We start from the raw sequence: 18,888 nt of genomic DNA on the forward strand, positions 1-18,888 counted from the left end.
GAACGGCTGACGTCGTGTCCATCGGCACGGGCGCCAGCCTCCTACTTCCTTCTCTTATGCTATACGCCGGCGTTCAGGAATTCCAAAGCTTAATCCGTTCCTTCAGCAGACCTTCGAATTGAGCCTCGAGCTTGTGGACTCCGGCTTGCTCGAGCTCCTTCTGAAAGCTGTCCCATACCTCGTCGAATTTCTCCGGCTTCGCCAGGATCGCTTCCGGAATCCGCTTGCGGACAATCTGCATGCATTTCTGCATAATGACGGCGCCGTCGGTTTCCTGCGGAATGTTGATTTGCCATGCTGCGCCATATGGCTTAACAGGGAACTCGGACACCTTGGGGAAGAGATCCATCCACATCTTGGCGTTGTATTTCGAAAGCACTTCCTTCTCGATGTCCGAATACTTGGATATGATTTGCTCCGGGCTCTCAATCTTGTAGGTTTGACCGGACGGATCCTTTACGCCGTAGCCGTATTCCGGGAACGGGTACGTGTACACGCCGATACCCGTTTTCTTGCCGTACTGCGGATCCTTGACACGCTGCTCCATTTCTTCCTTGGGGATAACCCGCTTGCCATTTTCGATCTTGTAATGTACGCCTTCGATGCCCCAGTTGTTGAGGATTTGCGCTTCGTCGGATGCGAGCCAATCCAGGAACTTGATCACCCGGACCGGATCCTTCGCCGACTTGGAGATGCCTACCCCCCAGCCTGCGGAATAACCGGCGCTCTGGAAGTTCTTATTCTTGAAGTTTTCATTCAACGTGATCGGATACATGCCGTATGTCAGCTCAGGTTTGCCCGCCTGCAGGAGAGATTGCTCGGGCTCGCGGTACTGCCATTTGGAATCAATGATGCCGAGCACGCGGCCGGAGGCAATCTTCGCCTTGTACTGATCGTACTTCTGCACGAAGCTTTCCGGATCGAGCAGGCCGATATCGTTCATATGATTCAGCCACTTGAAATATTCCTTCTCTTCAGGACGGGTCAGGTGAAATACCGGTTTCATCGTCTTCTCGTCGATATACCATTCGCCGTCATCGGAGCCGCCGGTAGCGAATACCGCCGGGTTCGTCACCGATTGCGCGATGCGCCAGTCGTCCGCCAATAGTGACAACCCGATGGTCGGTTTGCCGTCGATGGTCGGATGTTTCTCCTTATATGCTTTTATTGCGCTTTCGTAATCCTGCAAGGTCTTCAGCTTGGGGAAGCCGAGCTCCTTCACCACCTGGTGCTGCAGCTGGAAGCCGTCCTTCGGCTCCCACTGCACCTCGTTCACGCCGAACGTTCCGAGGAAGTAGATGGAACCGTCTTTGCTGCTCCACTTCAATCGCTTCAAATAGTCCCCGTACAGCTTCTTGATATTCGGGCCGTGCTTGTCGATCAGTGGAGCCAGGTCGATGAGTCCGCCTGCGTCCACAATCGTTGCGATTTCGTTTTTGGCGAAGATCAGATCGGGATATTCTCCGCTGGCCGCCATAAGCGATACCTTCTGCTTCGGATCCCCGACCGGATAATCCATTTTCAGGGTTACGCCGGTCAGCTCGGTAATTTTTTTCCCTACCGGGCTTTGCATGTTTTCGTACTGGGTGTTCGGGTCTGCCGAAAACATCGTCAGCGTAATGGGCGCCTTATCGTCCTTTCCGGCCGAATGGTCGGCGGCTCCCGAGCCCTTCGAATCGCCCTCGGAACTGCAGCCTGCCAACGTAATGGCCGCCGCCATGGTCAGCGCGGCGAGTTTTCTATTTTTCCTCATGATACAGCCTCCTTGAAAATACTCTATGTATGTATCCGGGCAAGCTGCCCGGCGATACCCGATTGAATCGGCCGCTCGCCGTAAGGCTCTTTAAGCTTTCACCGCGCCGAGCGTCAACCCTTTGACAAAATACTTTTGCAGGAACGGATATACGACCAAAATCGGCAGCGTGGCCACGATGGTGATCGCCGCCCGGATCGATTCCGGGGAGACCTGAGCGGATAACGCAGGGTTCCCGCTGCGCGCAAGATCCGCGTTATTGGCACCCGCCGTCGTATTCGCCAATATTTTCATCAGCTCATACTGCAGCGTGGTCAGGTGCTCCGCGCCGCTGTTATAAAGAAACGTATCGAACCACGAATTCCACTGGCCTACCGCAATGAACAGCGCGATCGTGGCGAGCACAGGCTTGCAGAGCGGCATAATGATTCGCAGGAAAATCGTAAGATCGTTCGCCCCGTCCAGCTTGGCGGATTCCTGCAAACTGATCGGCAGCCCGTCCATAAAGGAACGAATCACGAAAACGTTCCATGCGTTTACGAGGTTAGGCAAAATATAGACCCAAAACGAATTCATCAGATGCAGATCCCGCATCAGCATATAGACCGGAATCATCCCCCCGGAGAAATATAAGGTCAGGACGAAAATGAGCGACATCGGCTTTCTGGCGATAAAATCCCGGCGGCTGAGCACATATGCGATCATGGCCGAGCTGAACACCCCGATCGCGGTGCCGATGACGGTTCGCAGCACCGAATTTTTAAAGGCGATAAGCAGGTTGTTGTAAACGAAAAGCTGTTTATAGTTCTCCAGGGTAAACGCGCGCGGCCATAGGTAAATTCCGCCGCGGACCGTGTCCATCGCCTCATTCAAGGAAATCGCGAGGATGTTCCAGAACGGGTAGATCGTTACCACTCCGACGAAGATCATGAAGAGGTAAAGAAAGCATTCGAATACGTAATCGGTTGGCCGTAATCTCCAATGGAGTTTCATCATCCCTTCGCCTCCTAAATGACGCTCTCTTTGGTCCAACGCTTAAAAGCCCAGTTAGATGTAAGGAGCAGAAAAATCGAGACGATGGTGTTGACGATGCCGATCGCCGTACCGAACGAAAACCTGCCCAAACCGATTCCGTAATTCAGTACGTATAAGTCCAGAACCTCGGCATAATCCTGTACCAAAGCATTGCCCAGCAAATACTGCTTCTCGAAGCCGATGCTCGTTAACCAGCCGATGGAAAGGATCATCATCACCATGATCGTCGTGCGGATACCCGGCAGCGTAATATGCCAGATACGCCGGAATCTTCCGGCTCCGTCCACCCTGGCCGCCTCATAGAGCTCCGGATCGATGCCCGCGATCGCCGCCAGGTAAATAATGGAATTCCACCCCATCTCCTTCCAAAGGTCGGATAAAGTAACGATGACCCAGAACCATTCACCGTGCGCCATAAACTGTACCGGTCTGTCGATCACCTGAAGCCAGAGCAGAATCCGGTTCACAATGCCTCCGTCCGTCGACAGCATTTTCGTAACGATTCCCCCCACAACCACCCATGAAACAAAGTGCGGCAGGTACGAGATCGTCTGCATGGTCCGCTTGAATATCATGAAGCGCAGCTCGTTAAGCAGGATCGCGAACAAAATCGGTATGGTATAACCGACGATCAGGCTCATCAAGCTCATGGCCAACGTATTGCGAAGAACCAGATAGAAGTGCGGCTCCTGAAAAAGCTGAACGAAATTATCGAAGCCCACCCACTGCTGCTCACTGAACGATCGGCCGGGCCGGAATTTCTGAAACGCCATCGTCCAGCCCCAAATGGGAAAGTAATGGAAGATAAGAAGCCAACCGACGAACGGCAGCGACATCAGAAAAAGGTATCTCTGCCGGACGATCGTACTCCATGTTGACTTTTTCCTCCCTTCGGTAACAGCCGTATGAGATCCCGTCATAGTTTCCATTCAAGTGGCTCCTTTACAAAGTGTCAGTCCTTCTAGTGGTTACTATAAAGCAAATAAAGCGTTTGCAGTACCCGAGTGATGCGACATTCGTCATGTGAAAATGAGAGGTTTTTGAAACCGTTATCAATTTTCATCGATTAGCCCTCCATTTGTCGCGATAAGAGGAGGGAGATTCACCGAAAGCTTTCTTGAACTTAAGATGAAAGTAATCGACGGTTGCATAGCCGACCATCTCGGCCACTTCATATACTTTATAATCGTCGACCAGCAATTGCCTCGCTTTCTCCATACGGATCCGATCTAAATACGCATTGAACGATTCGCCTGTCTGCGCTTTGAACATCTTCCCCAAATAAGAGCGATTGTAGTGAAACCGGTCGGCCAGCGATTCCAGCGTCAGCTCGGTGCCGTAATGGTTACCGATATATTCGAGAATGCTGGAGAAGCTATGGCTTTTGCGGTCTTTGCCCCACTGCTCCGAAATATCCGCAAGCAGCCCCGCCATGTAGTCTTTCAGCGCTTGCAGCGTCGTCTGCCCGTCCATGGCTTCGATCGTTACGTTGAGCGCGGGGATCGCGGAACGAAGGCGCTCGTTTAGCGAGAGGAGGATCTTGACCAGTTCCGTATAAAGGGCCGCAAAGCTCGCTTTAAGCTGCTTCTCGTTCCAGCTCTGCCGCAGCATCACCAGCACCGCTTGTTCCAGCAGGACAAGGAGCAGCTCCCGGTTGCCGGCGGCAATCGCTTGGGACGTCCGTTCTGCAAAGCTCTCCAGCGTAAAGGAGCTTTCCGCCGCCATCGAAGGCAGCTGCGGGTATTTTACGAACGGCAAAACCCGGCTCTCCCTGCGTTCGCAGACGAATCGGTGCTTCATGACTTCGTGGGCCGCATGAAACGATTCCCGGAGCCGCTCGAAAACGCTCACGGGGGAGGCTAACGTATAGACCAGCTCTATCCCTACCTTTTCTTTCAGGGAAGCGATGCAATGCTCCAGCCGGCTCATGGCGGGCGCACGTTCCATCAGCATAACGACATACTGGCGAACAGGAAATACGGTACCGCCATCTTGCGTAATAAACGTTTGCTGTAACTCTTCGGTGATTCGCTCCATCTGCTGCGCTTCCATCTCTTGCCGGTCGGCACCGATGAGGACGAGCCGGTATTCGTTCCAAGGAAGCCCCAACTGCTTTGAAAGCATGGATAGATCTTCTTCCTTGCCATTCGTTCCGGCTTCTAGTGAGAGAAGCCGCTGCAGCCGATGCTCCGTCATGATTCGAGCCGAAGATTGAACCCGCTCCTGTTCTTCCCTCCGCTTGCTCCAAATCTCGCGCAGAGAATGAATGCGATGGATCAGCTCCGACTGCTCAATCGGCTTGAGCAAATAACAGCGAACGCCGAATTCGGTCGCACGCTGGGCATAGGAAAATTCGGAATGGCCGCTTAAAATGATAAAATCGCACGGGAGCCCGCTTTGCCGGGCCGCCTCGATCAGTTGAAGGCCGTCCAGTCCGGGCATCCGGATATCGACTATCGCCGCATCCGGTCCGATGTCCTTGCACAGCTGCAGACCGTCAATGCCATTGTCGGCTTCGCCGCAGATGTCAACCCCGAGAGCCTGCCAGTCGATCAGCTTCTTCAAGCCTTGGCGAATCATCGGCTCGTCATCAATAATGACCAGCTTATACATCGATATTTCCTCCTCCTAAGGGCAAAAGTATATGAACCGTCGTCCCTTGTTCGGGAACGCTGCTTATGCTTAATCCATACGATGCACCGTAATAAAGTTGGATCCGTTGATGCACATTCCGCAGTCCTATTCTCTGGCCTTCCTCTTCTTCCGGATCATCCAGTAAGTTCATGATCCGCTTGCATTTGTCCATATCGATGCCGGGCCCGTTATCCGATACGATCAAAGCGAAGTCCGTCATACGCCGCTCCAGCCTGACTGCTACCATCCCTTGCCCCATGATGTTCTCAATCCCGTGAATGATCGCGTTCTCCACAATCGGTTGGAGGAGCATCGGGAGAATGAGGATCCCTTCCGCTTCCTCGGGATCAGGGAGCTCGTAGCTCAGCTTATCGCCGAAGCGGAACTTTTGAATTTGCAGATAAGTCCGAACAAGGTCGATCTCGGAAACGAGCGAAACAGCCTCTTGCCCGATTTCGAGATTGTGCCGAAGCAGCTTGCCAAGCGACCTGACCGAATCGGCGATTTCCGTTTCCTCCTGAACGACCGCCTTCATCCGGATGGTTTCGAGCACATTGAACAGAAAATGCGGGTTCACTTGGTTGGCCAGCATTTTAAATTTGATCTCCCGCTGCTTCAGCTCCAGCGTATGCTGCTGCCGCTGCGCCTCATCCACCCGTTTCATCAGCTCGTCTACACTTTTCACCATGAAATTAAAATGACGGGAGAGCTGCCCGATTTCATCCGTACCCTGAACCATCGAGCTGTGATTCAGGTCGCCTCTGGCGACCATTCGAATGTCGCGAATCAAGAGCCCGATCCGTTTGGTCAGCGCTCCGGAGAAAAAGAAGATAGCCAGAAGAGCAAACAAAAGACTGCTGAATATGATTCCATAAGCGAAAATGCTAATTCGTTCGGACGCCCTAAGAATCGTTTCCAGCGGGACGATGCTGATGATTCGAAGGTGGTTGTTGCTGTTCTCCGGTTGCATCGATTGAATGATGACCTTAACCGGTTTTCCTTCGTAAACCGTGTCCTCCACCTGAGCGTCCTGACTGCCTAATGAATCAACCAACTGCAAATGCTTCATGGAGCTTCCGACGAGAGAGGGATTCTTGGCGGCCAGCACCTCATCCTGGTCCGAGAGAATCATCGTTTCGAAGGGCTCCTGATTAATAATCGAATGCAGAATGGCGGGATTTACCGTAATGACCAGCATGCCGCAGAAGCTCATGTTATCGTAATAGACAGGCCTGACAAGGCTCACGTATCGCTGGTCCTTCTTGGTCGGGTCCGGGATGAAATACCAGCCGATTTTGCCTCGTTTCTGCAGAGCTTCCTTGTACCAAACCTCCCCCGGCATATCGGGCCCCAGCTTGAAAATCGCCCAGTTCTCCAATAAGGTAGGGTTATCCACGTAGAAGCGAATATTCGCCAGCTCCTTGTACAGCTGTACGTAATCGTTCAGTTCGGTATAATCGGCATAAGCGCGGAAGACCTCCAATGTGGACTCGTAATTTCGGCTCACCAGTACTTTAAGCTGTTTATCGAAATAAATTTTATTGGATATATCCGTAGGAATCTTCAACGTTTCATCCACTTGCTTCTTGATCTTCTCGACGTTGTTCACCGATTGTGCAACCGCATGCTCCACCGCCATATCCTTCAAGGACTCCGTCAGGAGCAGCCCCACCGTCAGCACCGGTACAAAAACGACAAGCAAATAAGATAAAATCAGCTTCTGCTTGATTTGAATATTGTTAGTAATCCTTGTAATTGATTTCATGGAACATCGATCCCCTTTGCTGGATGAACATCAGAGAGAGTCAGTAAAGCGCTTGCATCCATTATTATACGGTAGGCTTCCGCGCAGCGATATGGAATGAATTGCGATTTATGGTCTTTGGTTGTCATGAAACCGCTGACAAATCGATGATTAAAACCTGACATGAAATGTCCCGGAACACAAAAATCCCTTCCGACTTCCTTGTGGGAAGCGAAAGGGTCAAAACCAACCCCGATGGTATGAGACTGACTAATGGGTCGTTATGGGCTTCTCCATACTGCCAAATACTCTCCACAATGACGAGACGAGTTAACGGAACCGGTTGCGCCGCCGCGGCTATCGAGTTTAGATCCTTGTTTTATTAATAGTTACTCTTACTTGTTTCGTCAAGAAAGAACGATAAAATTCAGTAAGTTCGATTTCCTTCACATTGTCCAACATCGAGGTTCGGCTTATCTCCTCGTCGAAATGGGTGCCAATATTATATGAAATTCAACCGTTCTTTGGCCGCATCTGACATTTGATCAGGCGTCCATCTCGGTTCCCAAACGACGTCAACCGCTGCGCTTTCAATCCCCGGAACCTCGCGCGGGCACCTGTGAACCCACCCCACGATCGTATCAGGATGATGGCCGAGCCGTCCGATTGAAGCTCAACCGTATACAAGTATCTCAACTGCTTGAGCTCTTCGATCAAAAACATCGGCACCCGGTCGTTGTGAATTTTCACTTGATCGCCCGCCTGGCAGTCCGCTAACGCATGGAGCGTGCGTACCATCGGCTCGGGAGGCTCCAAACCGCGATTATCCAGTTTGCATCGGCGTTCCCCTCTTCTTGCTCTTCCGGTTTGGCGAATTGTTTAAAATCTATAGCAGCAAGCCGTTCCTTAGCCTGACTTCCTTTGGCAAAAGCGGCGATCCAATGATCCGCCTCGATTTCCTCCACTCTGTTTGTATAACCTTTAACCTTCATCACACCAAGCAATGGAGTAGGCTTAAAGATCACATGCAGCAAGAAAATATGTTCCTGCTCCGGTGTCGCTACCGCCTCCATTATACGCTGAAACGGGTCCAGCTTCTTTCTTAGGTTCAGGCGAACATCCAATTCAACTATGCGGCCATGTCGGTTCATCCCGACCTCTCCTCTCATTCGTATACAGGCGAATGTCGTAAATCCGCGGATAAACATGCCCGGCAAAAGGCGGTCTGCCGCTACACGATTCGAATATGGTAAACCAGCTTGGCTTGTGTATCGTGCGATTCGAAAACGTCAGACTCCAGCACGGTATGCTCTTGATCAAACACGGGGACAGCCATAAACTGGTGATCACTGATGTAAAACTGAACATATCGGTCGTCCGGTGTGACCTCTATTCGGTGCAGCAAACACGTCCTCGGCTCTGCAATCGGATCCTGCCCCGCCTTGTCTTCGATCCGAATTTCAACGGTCCGGCCATGCCAATCAGAAAGGCGATTTTTCCACTTCACGTTCTCAACCTCTTTTCGTTTTGGCGCAAGCGCCTGCATATTCCTTGGGAATGAGCTGGAGCCGATAATCCTGCAGCCAGCAAGTTATCGAATCCGGACGATGGAATCGGGTGCGCCCGATGTTTCTTTCGCCGATTGCATCCCCGCCAACAGAATGGCACGTGCCCGTTCGACCTCGTCATCGGATGGAACCGGCACTCCTTCGAGCGGATAAGCTTTGCCGAGATGCTGCCATTTATAGACGCCCATTCGGTGATACGGCAGCAGTTCGATTTTTTCCACCCCCTGCAAAGTTACAATATATTTCCCCAATGCCGTCAAATGCTCGGGACTGTCGGTAATTCCCGGGACCAGCACATGGCGGATCCACATCCTTTTCCCTTGCTCCGACAGCCACTGAGCGAACCGCAGAATCCGTTCGTTCGGCATGCCGGTCAGCATTTTGTGCTCTGCGCTGTGAATTTGTTTTAAATCCAGCAGGACAAGATCCGTAGCTTGGATTAATTCCGCCGCATGCCCCGGATCGCAAAATCCCGAGGAATCCAGGGCCGTAGAAAGATCAAAACGCCGTTTGACCTCCCTGAACAGCTCTGCGACAAAAGGAGCCTGCAACGTCGGTTCGCCGCCTGTGACCGTGATGCCCCCGCGGGACCGCCGGTAATACTCCAAATAAGGCTCCAGCTCGGCAATGACTTCTTGAACGGACATCCGCTTGCCTCCGTCATTATTCCATGTGTCAGGGTTATGGCAATACATGCACTGCAGCGCGCAGCCCTGCATGAACAGCACAAATCGGATGCCGGGGCCGTCAACGGTGCCAAAAGTGTCTATCGAATGAATTCGGCCTTTCATGCGGGCCACGCCCCTCTCTATGCTGCAATCAATGTTGAATCAGAAAGCGCCATGGAACGTCCGGTTAATGACATCCAGCTGCTGCTCGCGGGTCAGTTTGATAAAATTCACCGCATACCCGGAGACGCGAATGGTCAGCTGCGGATAATTTTCCGGATGCTCCATCGCATCCAGCAGCTGCTCTCTTTCGAAGACATTCACGTTCAAGTGATGCCCCCGATTGGCGGTATAACCGTCCAGCAAAGACACGAGGTTGCGGATGCGGGTGTGCGGTTCCTTCCCGAGCGCTTTCGGAACGATCGAGAACGTATTGGAAATACCGTCCAGACTTTGCTCATACGGAATTTTAGCCACCGAGGCCAGGGACGCGAGCGCCCCCTTGCGATCCCGTCCATGCATCGGGTTCGCGCCCGGAGCAAACGGCTGGCCGGCCTGGCGGCCGTCCGGAGTGCTGCCGGTCTTCTTGCCGTAAACCACGTTGGATGTGATCGTCAACACCGACATCGTCGGCACCGCGCCGCGGTACGCCTTGTGTTTGCGAATCCGGTTCATGAACGACTCCACGAGCTCGACGGCGATGCTGTCCACCCGATCGTCGTTGTTGCCGTACTGCGGATATTCGCCTTCGATCTCGAAGTCGATAGCAATTCCCCGTTCGTCCCGGATCGGCTTCACCTTGGCGTACCGGATCGCACTGAGGCTGTCGGCGACGACGGACAACCCTGCAATGCCGCAAGCCATCGTACGCAAAACCTCCCGGTCATGAAGCGCCATTTCAAGCCGTTCATTGCAATATTTATCATGCATGTAGTGAATGACGTTGAGCGTATTCATGTACAACCGCGCAAGCCAATCGAGCACCCGGTCGTATTTGGCTTTGACTTCGCCGTAATCGAGCACGTCGGAAGTCACAGGCGCTATAACCGGTCCGACCTGAATGCCAAGCTTTTCGTCAATGCCGCCGTTGATTGCGTACAAAAGCGCTTTGGCCAAATTGGCGCGTGCGCCGAAAAACTGCATCTGCTTGCCGATCCGCATGGCCGAAACACAACAGGCGATGCCGTAGTCGTCTCCATAAAACGGCCGCATCAAATCGTCGTTTTCATATTGGATGGAGCTTGTTTCAATCGATACTTTCGCGCAATAGTTTTTGAAGCCCTCCGGAAGCCGGTCGGACCACAGCACGGTCAAATTCGGCTCCGGGGCCGGACCCAGATTATACAGCGTGTGGAGAAAACGGAACGAGCTGCGGGTTACGCGGGTTTGTCCGTTTAAGCCCATTCCCCCGATCGATTCCGTCACCCAGGTCGGGTCGCCGCTGAACAACTCGTTATAATCCGGTGTCCGCAAAAATTTCACGATGCGCAGCTTCATCACAAAATGATCGATCAGCTCTTGCGCCTCCGCTTCGGTCAGCGTCCCTTCCGCCAAATCCCGCTCGATATAAATGTCCAAAAAGCTGGAGACGCGCCCCAAGCTCATCGCCGCTCCGTTCTGCTCCTTGATCGCCGCAAGATATGCGAAGTAAAGCCACTGCACAGCTTCCTTGGCACTTGCGGCAGGCTGTGAAATATCAAAGCCGTAAGACAGCGCCATCCGCTTTAATTCGTCCAGGCTTCTGATCTGCTCCGACAGCTCCTCGCGGGCGCGGATTACTTCCTCCGTCATCGCGTCCACTTCGAGATGGAGCAAATCCTGCTTTTTCTCCGCGATCAAACGATCGATTCCGTACAGCGCCGCCCGCCGGTAATCTCCGATGATCCTTCCACGTCCGTAGGCATCCGGCAGGCCGGTAATAATGCCGGCTTTGCGGGCGGTCCGCATTTCCGACGTGTACGCATCGAAAACGCCTTGATTATGCGTCTTGCGTATCTCCGTGAAGAGGCGCATCATATCCTCCGGCAGCTTGAAGCCGTATGCTTCGCAAGCGTCCGCGGCCATGCGGATGCCGCCGAACGGCTGCACGGCGCGCTTCAGCGGAGCGTCGGTTTGCAAACCGACGATTTGCTCCTTGGGCCGGTCGATATATCCAGGGGCATGCGACGTAATCGTAGATACGGTATTTACGTCAATATCCAGCACACCGCCCTTCTCCCGTTCTTGCCGGAGCAGCTCCCGAACCCGCAGCCATAAGGCGCTTGTAGCCTCCGTCGGACCGGCGAGAAAATCCTCGCTGCCGGTGTAAGGAGTTATATTCGTCTCAATAAACGAATTAACGTCAATGTGTTTTTGCCAATTTCCTTTCTTAAAATGACGCCAAGCGTGAGCACGATTCTCAGCTTTATGCATTGCATCCGCTTCTTTCATCACCATGACCCGGGCACCTCCATTTGTATTCAATCCTGCTTACACGCCAACCGGCTCGGCGACCTTGCGATAGTTTTCGTACGAATTTTCCTCAAAGACTCCTACCGCCTCCCTTTTTCTTTTCTAATGTTATGTTACTTTTTTCACAAAGTATCTGCTGTGATCCTCCTCACACCCGTCGTGAAACCGCACCGGGCAGCTCTGTAGCTTATCGTTCCTCTGTTTACTGTTGTACTGCTCTAGGAAAATAAATAATCCATATCGGTCAGAACTTCTTCCGTCATCGGAAAAATAAGCCGCTCTTCTTTTTCGAGATGCTCTTTCAAAATCCGGCACGCATGGATCAAGTACAACGCGGTTTGATGGAGCCGCTCAATCTCCGTATCCCTGCGGGCCATGTGAACCGCTCTTAAAAAAGACTGCAAATAGTCGGCTGCTAGTTCATGATCCTTTTCCATCGTCCAAAACGATGCAATTATAGAAGGAGCCGACTGTCGTCTAAAATAACGGTTCAGGAAAGGAAACAGTTCCTTCTCCTCCCAGTTTGAATGCCGTTCCAATTCTTCCTTAAACGCGTGTGTCCAAAGCCTCAAATGCAAAAGCAAACGGATCGCCGTATCGGTATCATCTTCCTGCTCAACCTGCTTCGCCTTGTTTTCCAATTCAACCAGCACTTGCATCAATTCGTCATGCTCCTGCTTCAAACGATCCAGCGATAGGGATAACTCCGTCAAATGCGCAGCACCGGATTCGGGCAGCGATTGATAAGTTATTCTCATTTTTCGTCACTCCCATTGGGTAAAGTATATGTCTTTCCCCTGAATCCCTTCCGACCACCGCTGGGACGATAAGGAGCAATACGCAGAGGGTGCTGCCCCAACTTGAATAAGGTAACCGGGGTAACTATCAAGCCGGTTGATCGTGTCCGCTCCACCGATTTGTTCGTATAAGGCCGCCGTAGCACCGGCCGCGCGATTTTCGGAATAACTTCGTTTTGAATAAGTCATGGTCATACACCTCCGATGAATTTCGTTAATCATATTGTAATCGAGGGAAACGGCTTCGGGTGTGATCCTGCTCACCATAGGGATCTCCAAAGGCTTCGGTGTGAGAAATATCACATCCGTGCCCGATCCTTTTTGCTATCTTAATTATCAGATCGTTCGGTCGGAATGGAGACGACAAAGTTGACAAAAACAAAATTCGGTATTGTAAAGAAAATGGTGCTGGGAATCACGGGGGTTTCCGCTGTAACGTACGGAACAAGCGCTTTGTTTATTTTTGCTTTGCAGGATGTATTCAAAAATTACATCCCCGAGTGGCTATTCATAGGGGCGATCCTTTCCCTTGGCGTATTCTGGACTGGATTTTTAGGATGGTTCGCGGCAAAATGGTTCGTCGAACCGTTGCTGTACCTTACGAGAGCAGCCAACGACGCTTCAGCCGGAAATTTGCAAGTTAAGATCGTCCCGCCGAAGCCCGATGATGAAATGAGAGCGCTCGGCCTCTCGTTCTCCAAGATGATTGACAATCTAAGAACGATCATTGTCGGAATATCTACAAACTTCAAAACGACGGATACGCACGTGGAAGAATTGAGAATTGCGATCGCACGCGCCGCATCTCACGCAAAACGGATTACATCCACAATAGAAGAAATATCCAAAGGAGCCGAACGGCAATCCGAATTCTCGGAAACGATGTTCGCCTCCGTCGAACAAATCGTGAAAGCGACGGAGAATATCAATGAAAAAGCCGATACTGCCCGGCAGTTATCAATACAAATGGCCGCAACGATCGATCACAACGCAAAAGAGATTGAATCTTTAGTCGATGGCATACAGAAGCTTGCTGGCTTCGGTCGGGACTCCCTTTACGTCGTTCGAAGTTTGGAAGGCAAAGCGAAGGAAATCGGTGAAATTTCAGGGGTTGTCGGCGAACTTGCCGATCAGACTCATCTATTGGCATTAAACGCTTCCGTTGAAGCCGCGAGAGCCGGCGATCACGGACAAGGCTTTGCGGTCGTGGCTGGAGAAGTGAAGAAGCTTGCCGGACAAAGTTCGCAAGCGGTTCACAACATCAATCGGCTTATAGAAGAAATTCAGACGGAAGTAAAGAAGACGGTGAATAAAATTACCGAGCAATTTGAAGCCGCCGATCGGGAATCGGCCCATGGCCAAGCAGCTGTTGTCGCTCTTCGAACGATTATCGGGGAAGCCGGGCAAGTAGCGCAATCCGTGGACCATATCGCCTTCACAGCTGCGAACCAGACCGAACAAGTACAAACGGCCTTCCGCGAAGCCCGGGAAGTCGCTGACATCGCATCGAAAATTTGTTCGGGAGCCAAAGGAGTAGTGATCTCGACGCAAGAACAGACCGATGTAATGGAGGAAATCTCCGCCTCTACGGATGTATTGAGAGAACAATCCACCTCTTTGATGAGACAAATTGAATTTTTTAGAGTGAAGTAAAAAAAAAATTCGACCGTCATGGGAAACCGAAAGCCTCCTCATGACGGTCTTTTTATCATCTCTATTTCAGTACATCGGATTATTTTCCATAATCCAGATGGAGCCGTACACGACCACGACAACGATGACCAGGCCGAGAATCAGCGTCATCAGATTATAGCGAGGCCCCTTCTCTTCCCGCAAGTGCATGAAGAACAGCAGCTGCACTGCAAACTGCAGAACCGCTGTGCCGAGCAGGACGATGATCGTCGCCGTTTTCCCGAACCATCCGTTCAAAACCGCGAGAATCGGAATAATGGTCAGGACGATGGAAAGCGTGAATCCGAGAACATATTCCTTGAGCGAGCCGTGCCCACCGTGGTCAACAGAGCCAGAGCCATTGTGCGCCATGTCACATCACCCCCATCAAGTAGACGAACGTGAAAACGAAAATCCAGACGGCGTCCAAAAAGTGCCAGTACAAGCTTGTAATATGCACCTTGCGCCGAGTGACCGGCGTAATGCCGCGCCGGGTAAGCTGGATGATGAGCGCGGTTATCCAGCAGATACCCAGTGATACATGCAGGCCGTGAGTACCGACAAGCGTAAAGAAACCGGATAAAAATGCACTGGAATAAATCGTATGTCCTTCACTTACGAGCTTCGAAAATTCGGTCACTTCCATTCCGATAAAGCAGGCACCGAGCAGAACTGTAACGATAAGCCAGAAGATCAACCCTTTTCGATTGCCCGCATTCATGGCGAGAACTGCCAGACCGCTTGTGAAACTGCTGGTCAGCAGGATGAACGTTTCGGCAATGACGCCGGGCATTTCGAAGAGCTCTTTCGCCCCCGGCCCCCCTGCCGTATTCTCATGAAGAACGAGATATGTTGCGAACAGAGCGGAGAACAAAATACAGTCGGTAATCAGAAAAATCCAAAATCCGAACTTGCGAAGCTCTTCCAGATCGTGATGGCCTTCATGGCCCCCCGCATGGGCGAGTGCCTGCGAACGATTGTGGGTTTGCGCCATCATACGCCCCCCCTTGCTTCAGCTTCCATGCGTTTGATTTCATCCACAGGAATATAATAATCGGTGTCGTAGTTGAACGAGTGCGCCAGCATCGTCGCAGCGACGCCGATGAAACCGGGAATCGCAATCCAGAGCCAGTGAAACACGAGACCGAAGCCAACAATAAACCAGCAGATGGATTGTATAAACGGGAGCGGCGAATTTTTCGGCATATGAATCGGTTCGAGCTCCGGCTTCGCCTTCGGTGCCTTACCTGCGGCGATACGCTCCTTCTCTTCCCACCAGTCGTCGCGGTCTGTGACGATCGGCGTCATCGCAAAATTGTACATCGGCGCAGGCGACGGAATTGACCATTCCAGCGTGCGTGCGCCCCATGGATCTCCGGTGGTGTCCTTTTCCATAAACTTGATGCTGTGAGCGATTTGCCAAACCTGGAACAGGAAGCCGAGTCCCATCAGGAAGCCGCCGATCGTCGATATAAAGTTCAGCGCCCACCAGCCGGTATCCCAGCCGTAGGAGCTCACGCGGCGGGTCATGCCGTCAAGACCAACTACATATTGAGGCATAAAGCACACATAAAAACCGATGTTCCAAGTCCAGAACGCCCATTTTCCGATCGTTTCATTTAGCTTGAAGCCAAACATTTTCGGCCACCAGTAACTCAAGCCCGCGAAGTAGCCGAAGGCAACGCCGCCGATCAGCACCTGGTGAAAGTGGGCGATCAGGAAATAGCTGTTATGGAACTGAAAATCCGCAGGCGCGACAGAGAGCATGACACCGGTCATACCGCCGATGACAAAGCAGGGAATGAATCCGATCGTCCAAAGCATCGGTGTTGTAATCGTAATCCGGCCGCGATACATCGTGAACAGCCAGTTGAAAATTTTGACTCCCGTCGGAATCGCAATGATCATGGTTGTAATCGCGAAGAAGAGATTGACATCCGCACCGGATCCCATCGTAAAAAAATGATGGAGCCATGTAAAGTACGCCATGAGGCTGATGCTTATCATCGCAAACACCATGGAACCGTAGCCGAACAAACGTTTCTTCGAGAAGGTCGCCACGATCTCCGAGAAAATCCCGAAAGCGGGCAGCACGACGATGTAAACTTCCGGGTGCCCCCACATCCAGATCAGGTTAACGTACATCATGGCGTTGCCGCCGCCGTCCATCGTGAAGAAATGCGCTCCCAAAAAACGGTCCAGAAACAGAAGCGCCAGCGTGACGGTCAGCACGGGGAACGCGACGATGATCGCAATGCAGCTTGAGAGCACCGACCATGTAAACATCGGCACTTTCGACCAAGTCATTCCGGGCGCACGCATTTTGACGATGGTCACTATGAAGTTGATTCCCGTCATCAACGATCCGATCCCGGAAATCTGCACACCCCAGATGTAGAAATCCTCCCCTACGCCGGGGCTGCCCGTCAATTCCGAGAGCGGCGGATACGACAGCCAGCCGGCATTCGCCGATCCACCGATAACGAACGACATATTGAACAGCATCGCACCGAAGAAAAACAGCCAGAAGCTGAGCGAATTCAGGAACGGAAAAGCGACGTCACGCGCGCCGATTTGCAGCGGTACCGCGATGTTGAATAAGCCGAACATGAGCGGCATTGCCATGAACAAGATCATGATGACACCGTGAGTCGTGAACACCTCGTTATAGTGTTCCGGCGACAAAAACTTCATATCGGGAAAAGCGAGCTGCGTCCGCATCATCAGCGCGTCGACGCCGCCGCGGAACAGCATGAGGAGCGAAGCGATAATGTACATAATTCCGACTCGTTTATGATCGACGGTCGTCAACCACTCGCGCCAAAGCCAGCCCCATTTCTTGAAATATGTCAGCACTATGACGATGGCTGCCATCGTCAGAACGATGGCGACGTCCGCTCCGTAAATCAGCGGGTCGCCGGTGACGAAAAACCACGAAGCAAAATCTTTTATTTGGTCAATCACGGAAGTCATCCTCTCATTTGCCATGATTCATATGCATGCCGTCCATGTGATGATTGGATTGGCCGGAATTGCCCATGTCATGGACATCCTTCTGCGCATTATTGCCGGGTGGAAGCTGTCCGCCCTCGGTATGCTCCGCCGCCTTCTCGCCGCTGAGAGTTTGCGCCTTCCGGGTAATCCCCGGAGGCGCTCCGCGGCTCATGGAGTACTCGTGGACAATTTTCTCGAACAAGCCGGACGGAATCGAAGCGTATGTAATGCGGTCCGAGATTCCGGGCAGCGCAAGCTTTTGATAGCCTTCGTCCGTCAGCGCGTTTCCGCTCCCCTTGGCTTCCGTTACCCATTTATCGAAATCCGCCTGGGTAACGGCCTTCGCGGTAAAACCCATTTTCGCGAATTCGCGGCCTGTAAAATTGGCTCCGGTGCCCATATAATTACCCGGCTCGTCCGCTTGAAGATAAAGCGTCGTCGACATGCCGGACATCGTGTAAATCATCCCGCCAAGCTGCGGCACCCAAAACGAGTTCATCGGACCATCCGAGGTGAGCTCGAACTTAATCGGTGTACGTTCCGGAATGACCAGGTAGTTGACGGTTGCGATACCTTGCTCCGGATACTGAAACAGCCATTTCCAGTTTAAAGACGTCACCTGGATCGTGACGGGTTTCTTCTCAGATTCGAGCGGTTTAGCCGGATCAAGCGCGTACGTATAACGCGCCGTCGCAATGGCCAGGACCAAAATGACGAGAATCGGGATACCCCACCAAATAATCTCCAGTTTAGTACTGTGAGACCATATGGGCTGGTAGGGCGCATTGTTGTTCTTCTTGTCGCGGAAGCGCCATACAATCCAGGCCGTAAGAAGCAGAACCGGGACCAATATAATAAGACAGAGCAGTATCGTGAAATTGATCAAATCACGCTGCTGGGCGCCAATTGGCCCCTTCGGATCGAAGACGATCATCGACTCGCAGCCCGTGGTTAGCGTGAAAATGCCCGCGACGACGCCAAGCGCGGTAAAGCCTCGCAGCATATTCGCAATTTTCATAAGTCCCTCATCTCCTAAGCAGTACTGAGCATTCACTTATTTAGCCTCAGGGATGTCATTAACATGTATAGTGTCCGTAATAATTTGAAAAATATAACATATTTCAACTTTATTTCTAAAATAGTTTGTATACGCTATTGTCTGCCTCGAAGCCAGTTTATCGAATCCGGTGTTATCTTTAAAAGAATTTATGCTACTAAGAAGGAAATAACCGATTCATATCGAATAGTTGTTATTTGAAACTTATGAATTGCATACACTGCTAAATTAGGTGCCCTTGTGAAGACAAGGGGTAACAGGGAATCGGGTGCAAATCCCGAGCGGTCCCGCCACTGTAATCGGGGAGTTACTCTCAGGCGAAGTCACTCGTAATCATACGGGGAAGACGAGAGAAAACGAAGAACCGAGAGCCAGGAGACCTACCTAATTTAAACACCCACAAGCCTTCGCGGAAAGGAGAGGTGTACGAAACCATGTGCCGACTATTTTTCTTCATAGCCGTCTATTGAAGCGTACTCCGTAACCAATCCAATCTTGGGTTGGTTTTTTTGTTGT

16 protein-coding genes and 1 riboswitch are annotated in these 18,888 nt (G+C 51.8%); of the genes, 1 reads left to right on the top strand and 15 read right to left on the bottom strand.

The window, feature by feature from the left end; translation table 11 throughout:
• Positions 1-73 precede the first annotated feature (73 nt).
• From MYS68_RS11200 to MYS68_RS11250, 11 genes are all read right to left on the bottom strand, one after another.
• Positions 74-1,753 carry an ABC transporter substrate-binding protein gene (locus MYS68_RS11200; RefSeq protein ID WP_248925920.1) on the bottom strand — a complete coding sequence of 560 codons (1,680 nt, stop codon included), beginning with the start codon at positions 1,751-1,753 and terminating at the stop codon, positions 74-76.
• Positions 1,754-1,843: 90 nt separating this feature from the next.
• Positions 1,844-2,749: a carbohydrate ABC transporter permease gene (locus MYS68_RS11205; protein WP_420852111.1), complete on the bottom strand. Its 906-nt coding sequence runs from the start codon at positions 2,747-2,749 to the stop codon at positions 1,844-1,846.
• Between the two features lie 11 nt (positions 2,750-2,760).
• A complete protein-coding gene (locus tag MYS68_RS11210) occupies positions 2,761-3,717 on the bottom strand; it encodes an ABC transporter permease (protein ID WP_248925921.1) in 957 nt (318 codons plus the stop codon).
• A 130-nt stretch (positions 3,718-3,847) separates the two neighbouring features.
• Complete coding sequence (locus MYS68_RS11215; protein ID WP_248925922.1) at positions 3,848-5,401, bottom strand: response regulator transcription factor; 1,554 nt, start codon at positions 5,399-5,401, stop codon at positions 3,848-3,850.
• Positions 5,394-7,187, bottom strand: coding sequence for a sensor histidine kinase (locus MYS68_RS11220; RefSeq protein ID WP_248925923.1), 1,794 nt, complete (start codon positions 7,185-7,187; stop codon positions 5,394-5,396). Before MYS68_RS11220 ends, MYS68_RS11215 begins: the two co-directional genes overlap by 8 nt.
• Before the next feature lie 492 nt (positions 7,188-7,679).
• Positions 7,680-7,964 carry a hypothetical protein gene (locus tag MYS68_RS11225; RefSeq protein ID WP_248925924.1) on the bottom strand — a complete coding sequence of 95 codons (285 nt, stop codon included), beginning with the start codon at positions 7,962-7,964 and terminating at the stop codon, positions 7,680-7,682.
• Positions 7,940-8,317, bottom strand: coding sequence for a DUF2249 domain-containing protein (locus MYS68_RS11230; RefSeq protein ID WP_248925925.1), 378 nt, complete (start codon positions 8,315-8,317; stop codon positions 7,940-7,942). The genes MYS68_RS11225 and MYS68_RS11230 overlap by 25 nt, the downstream gene beginning before the upstream one ends.
• 80 nt (positions 8,318-8,397) lie before the next feature.
• Complete coding sequence (locus MYS68_RS11235) at positions 8,398-8,673, bottom strand: hypothetical protein (RefSeq protein ID WP_248925926.1); 276 nt, start codon at positions 8,671-8,673, stop codon at positions 8,398-8,400.
• Positions 8,674-8,757: 84 nt separating this feature from the next.
• Positions 8,758-9,525 (bottom strand): pyruvate formate-lyase-activating protein, encoded by a 768-nt coding sequence (gene pflA / locus MYS68_RS11240; RefSeq protein ID WP_248925927.1) that lies wholly within the window; start codon positions 9,523-9,525, stop codon positions 8,758-8,760.
• A 39-nt stretch (positions 9,526-9,564) separates the two neighbouring features.
• Positions 9,565-11,838, bottom strand: a complete 2,274-nt coding sequence (gene pflB / locus MYS68_RS11245; protein WP_248925928.1) for a formate C-acetyltransferase — start codon at positions 11,836-11,838, stop codon at positions 9,565-9,567.
• A 233-nt stretch (positions 11,839-12,071) separates the two neighbouring features.
• Positions 12,072-12,611: a hemerythrin domain-containing protein gene (locus tag MYS68_RS11250; RefSeq protein ID WP_248925929.1), complete on the bottom strand. Its 540-nt coding sequence runs from the start codon at positions 12,609-12,611 to the stop codon at positions 12,072-12,074.
• Positions 12,612-13,103: 492 nt separating this feature from the next.
• Here MYS68_RS11250 and MYS68_RS11255 point away from each other — a divergent pair, with 492 nt between their 5' ends.
• Entirely contained in the window at positions 13,104-14,303 is a 1,200-nt protein-coding gene (locus tag MYS68_RS11255) for a methyl-accepting chemotaxis protein (protein WP_248925930.1), read from the top strand.
• Between the two features lie 66 nt (positions 14,304-14,369).
• Here MYS68_RS11255 and cyoD read toward each other — a convergent pair whose 3' ends face one another.
• Genes cyoD through cyoA form a run of 4 tightly spaced genes read right to left on the bottom strand, consistent with a single transcriptional unit; the run spans position 14,370 to position 18,333 of the window.
• Entirely contained in the window at positions 14,370-14,693 is a 324-nt protein-coding gene (cyoD, locus tag MYS68_RS11260; protein WP_248925931.1) for a cytochrome o ubiquinol oxidase subunit IV, read from the bottom strand.
• A 1-nt stretch (position 14,694) separates the two neighbouring features.
• Positions 14,695-15,315 carry a cytochrome o ubiquinol oxidase subunit III gene (cyoC, locus tag MYS68_RS11265; RefSeq protein ID WP_248930880.1) on the bottom strand — a complete coding sequence of 207 codons (621 nt, stop codon included), beginning with the start codon at positions 15,313-15,315 and terminating at the stop codon, positions 14,695-14,697.
• Entirely contained in the window at positions 15,315-17,285 is a 1,971-nt protein-coding gene (locus tag MYS68_RS11270; RefSeq protein ID WP_248925932.1) for a cbb3-type cytochrome c oxidase subunit I, read from the bottom strand. Before MYS68_RS11270 ends, cyoC begins: the two co-directional genes overlap by 1 nt.
• Positions 17,286-17,298: 13 nt before the next feature.
• The gene (cyoA, locus tag MYS68_RS11275) at positions 17,299-18,333 is read right to left on the bottom strand and encodes a ubiquinol oxidase subunit II (RefSeq protein WP_248925933.1); all 1,035 of its coding nucleotides are present in this window, start codon (positions 18,331-18,333) and stop codon (positions 17,299-17,301) included.
• 252 nt (positions 18,334-18,585) lie between these two features.
• A riboswitch (cobalamin riboswitch) is annotated at positions 18,586-18,774 on the top strand.
• Positions 18,775-18,888: the final 114 nt, after the last annotated feature.

Source organism: Paenibacillus hamazuiensis (genome assembly GCF_023276405.1).
GTDB classification, from domain to species: domain Bacteria; phylum Bacillota; class Bacilli; order Paenibacillales; family NBRC-103111; genus Paenibacillus_AF; species Paenibacillus_AF hamazuiensis.

What these genes read in the sequence shown, in the direction of transcription:
- MYS68_RS11220 (WP_248925923.1), bottom strand. Translation starts at nt 7,187, where the DNA reads ATGAAATCAATTACAAGGATTACTAACAATATTCAAATCAAGCAGAAG.
- cyoD (WP_248925931.1), bottom strand. Translation starts at nt 14,693, where the DNA reads ATGGCGCACAATGGCTCTGGCTCTGTTGACCACGGTGGGCACGGCTCG.
- MYS68_RS11200 (WP_248925920.1), bottom strand. Translation starts at nt 1,753, where the DNA reads ATGAGGAAAAATAGAAAACTCGCCGCGCTGACCATGGCGGCGGCCATT.
- MYS68_RS11250 (WP_248925929.1), bottom strand. Translation starts at nt 12,611, where the DNA reads ATGAGAATAACTTATCAATCGCTGCCCGAATCCGGTGCTGCGCATTTG.
- MYS68_RS11230 (WP_248925925.1), bottom strand. Translation starts at nt 8,317, where the DNA reads ATGAACCGACATGGCCGCATAGTTGAATTGGATGTTCGCCTGAACCTA.
- pflA (WP_248925927.1), bottom strand. Translation starts at nt 9,525, where the DNA reads ATGAAAGGCCGAATTCATTCGATAGACACTTTTGGCACCGTTGACGGC.
- MYS68_RS11210 (WP_248925921.1), bottom strand. Translation starts at nt 3,717, where the DNA reads ATGGAAACTATGACGGGATCTCATACGGCTGTTACCGAAGGGAGGAAA.
- cyoA (WP_248925933.1), bottom strand. Translation starts at nt 18,333, where the DNA reads ATGAAAATTGCGAATATGCTGCGAGGCTTTACCGCGCTTGGCGTCGTC.
- pflB (WP_248925928.1), bottom strand. Translation starts at nt 11,838, where the DNA reads ATGGTGATGAAAGAAGCGGATGCAATGCATAAAGCTGAGAATCGTGCT.
- cyoC (WP_248930880.1), bottom strand. Translation starts at nt 15,315, where the DNA reads ATGGCGCAAACCCACAATCGTTCGCAGGCACTCGCCCATGCGGGGGGC.
- MYS68_RS11225 (WP_248925924.1), bottom strand. Translation starts at nt 7,964, where the DNA reads ATGGTACGCACGCTCCATGCGTTAGCGGACTGCCAGGCGGGCGATCAA.
- MYS68_RS11215 (WP_248925922.1), bottom strand. Translation starts at nt 5,401, where the DNA reads ATGTATAAGCTGGTCATTATTGATGACGAGCCGATGATTCGCCAAGGC.
- MYS68_RS11205 (WP_420852111.1), bottom strand. Translation starts at nt 2,749, where the DNA reads ATGATGAAACTCCATTGGAGATTACGGCCAACCGATTACGTATTCGAA.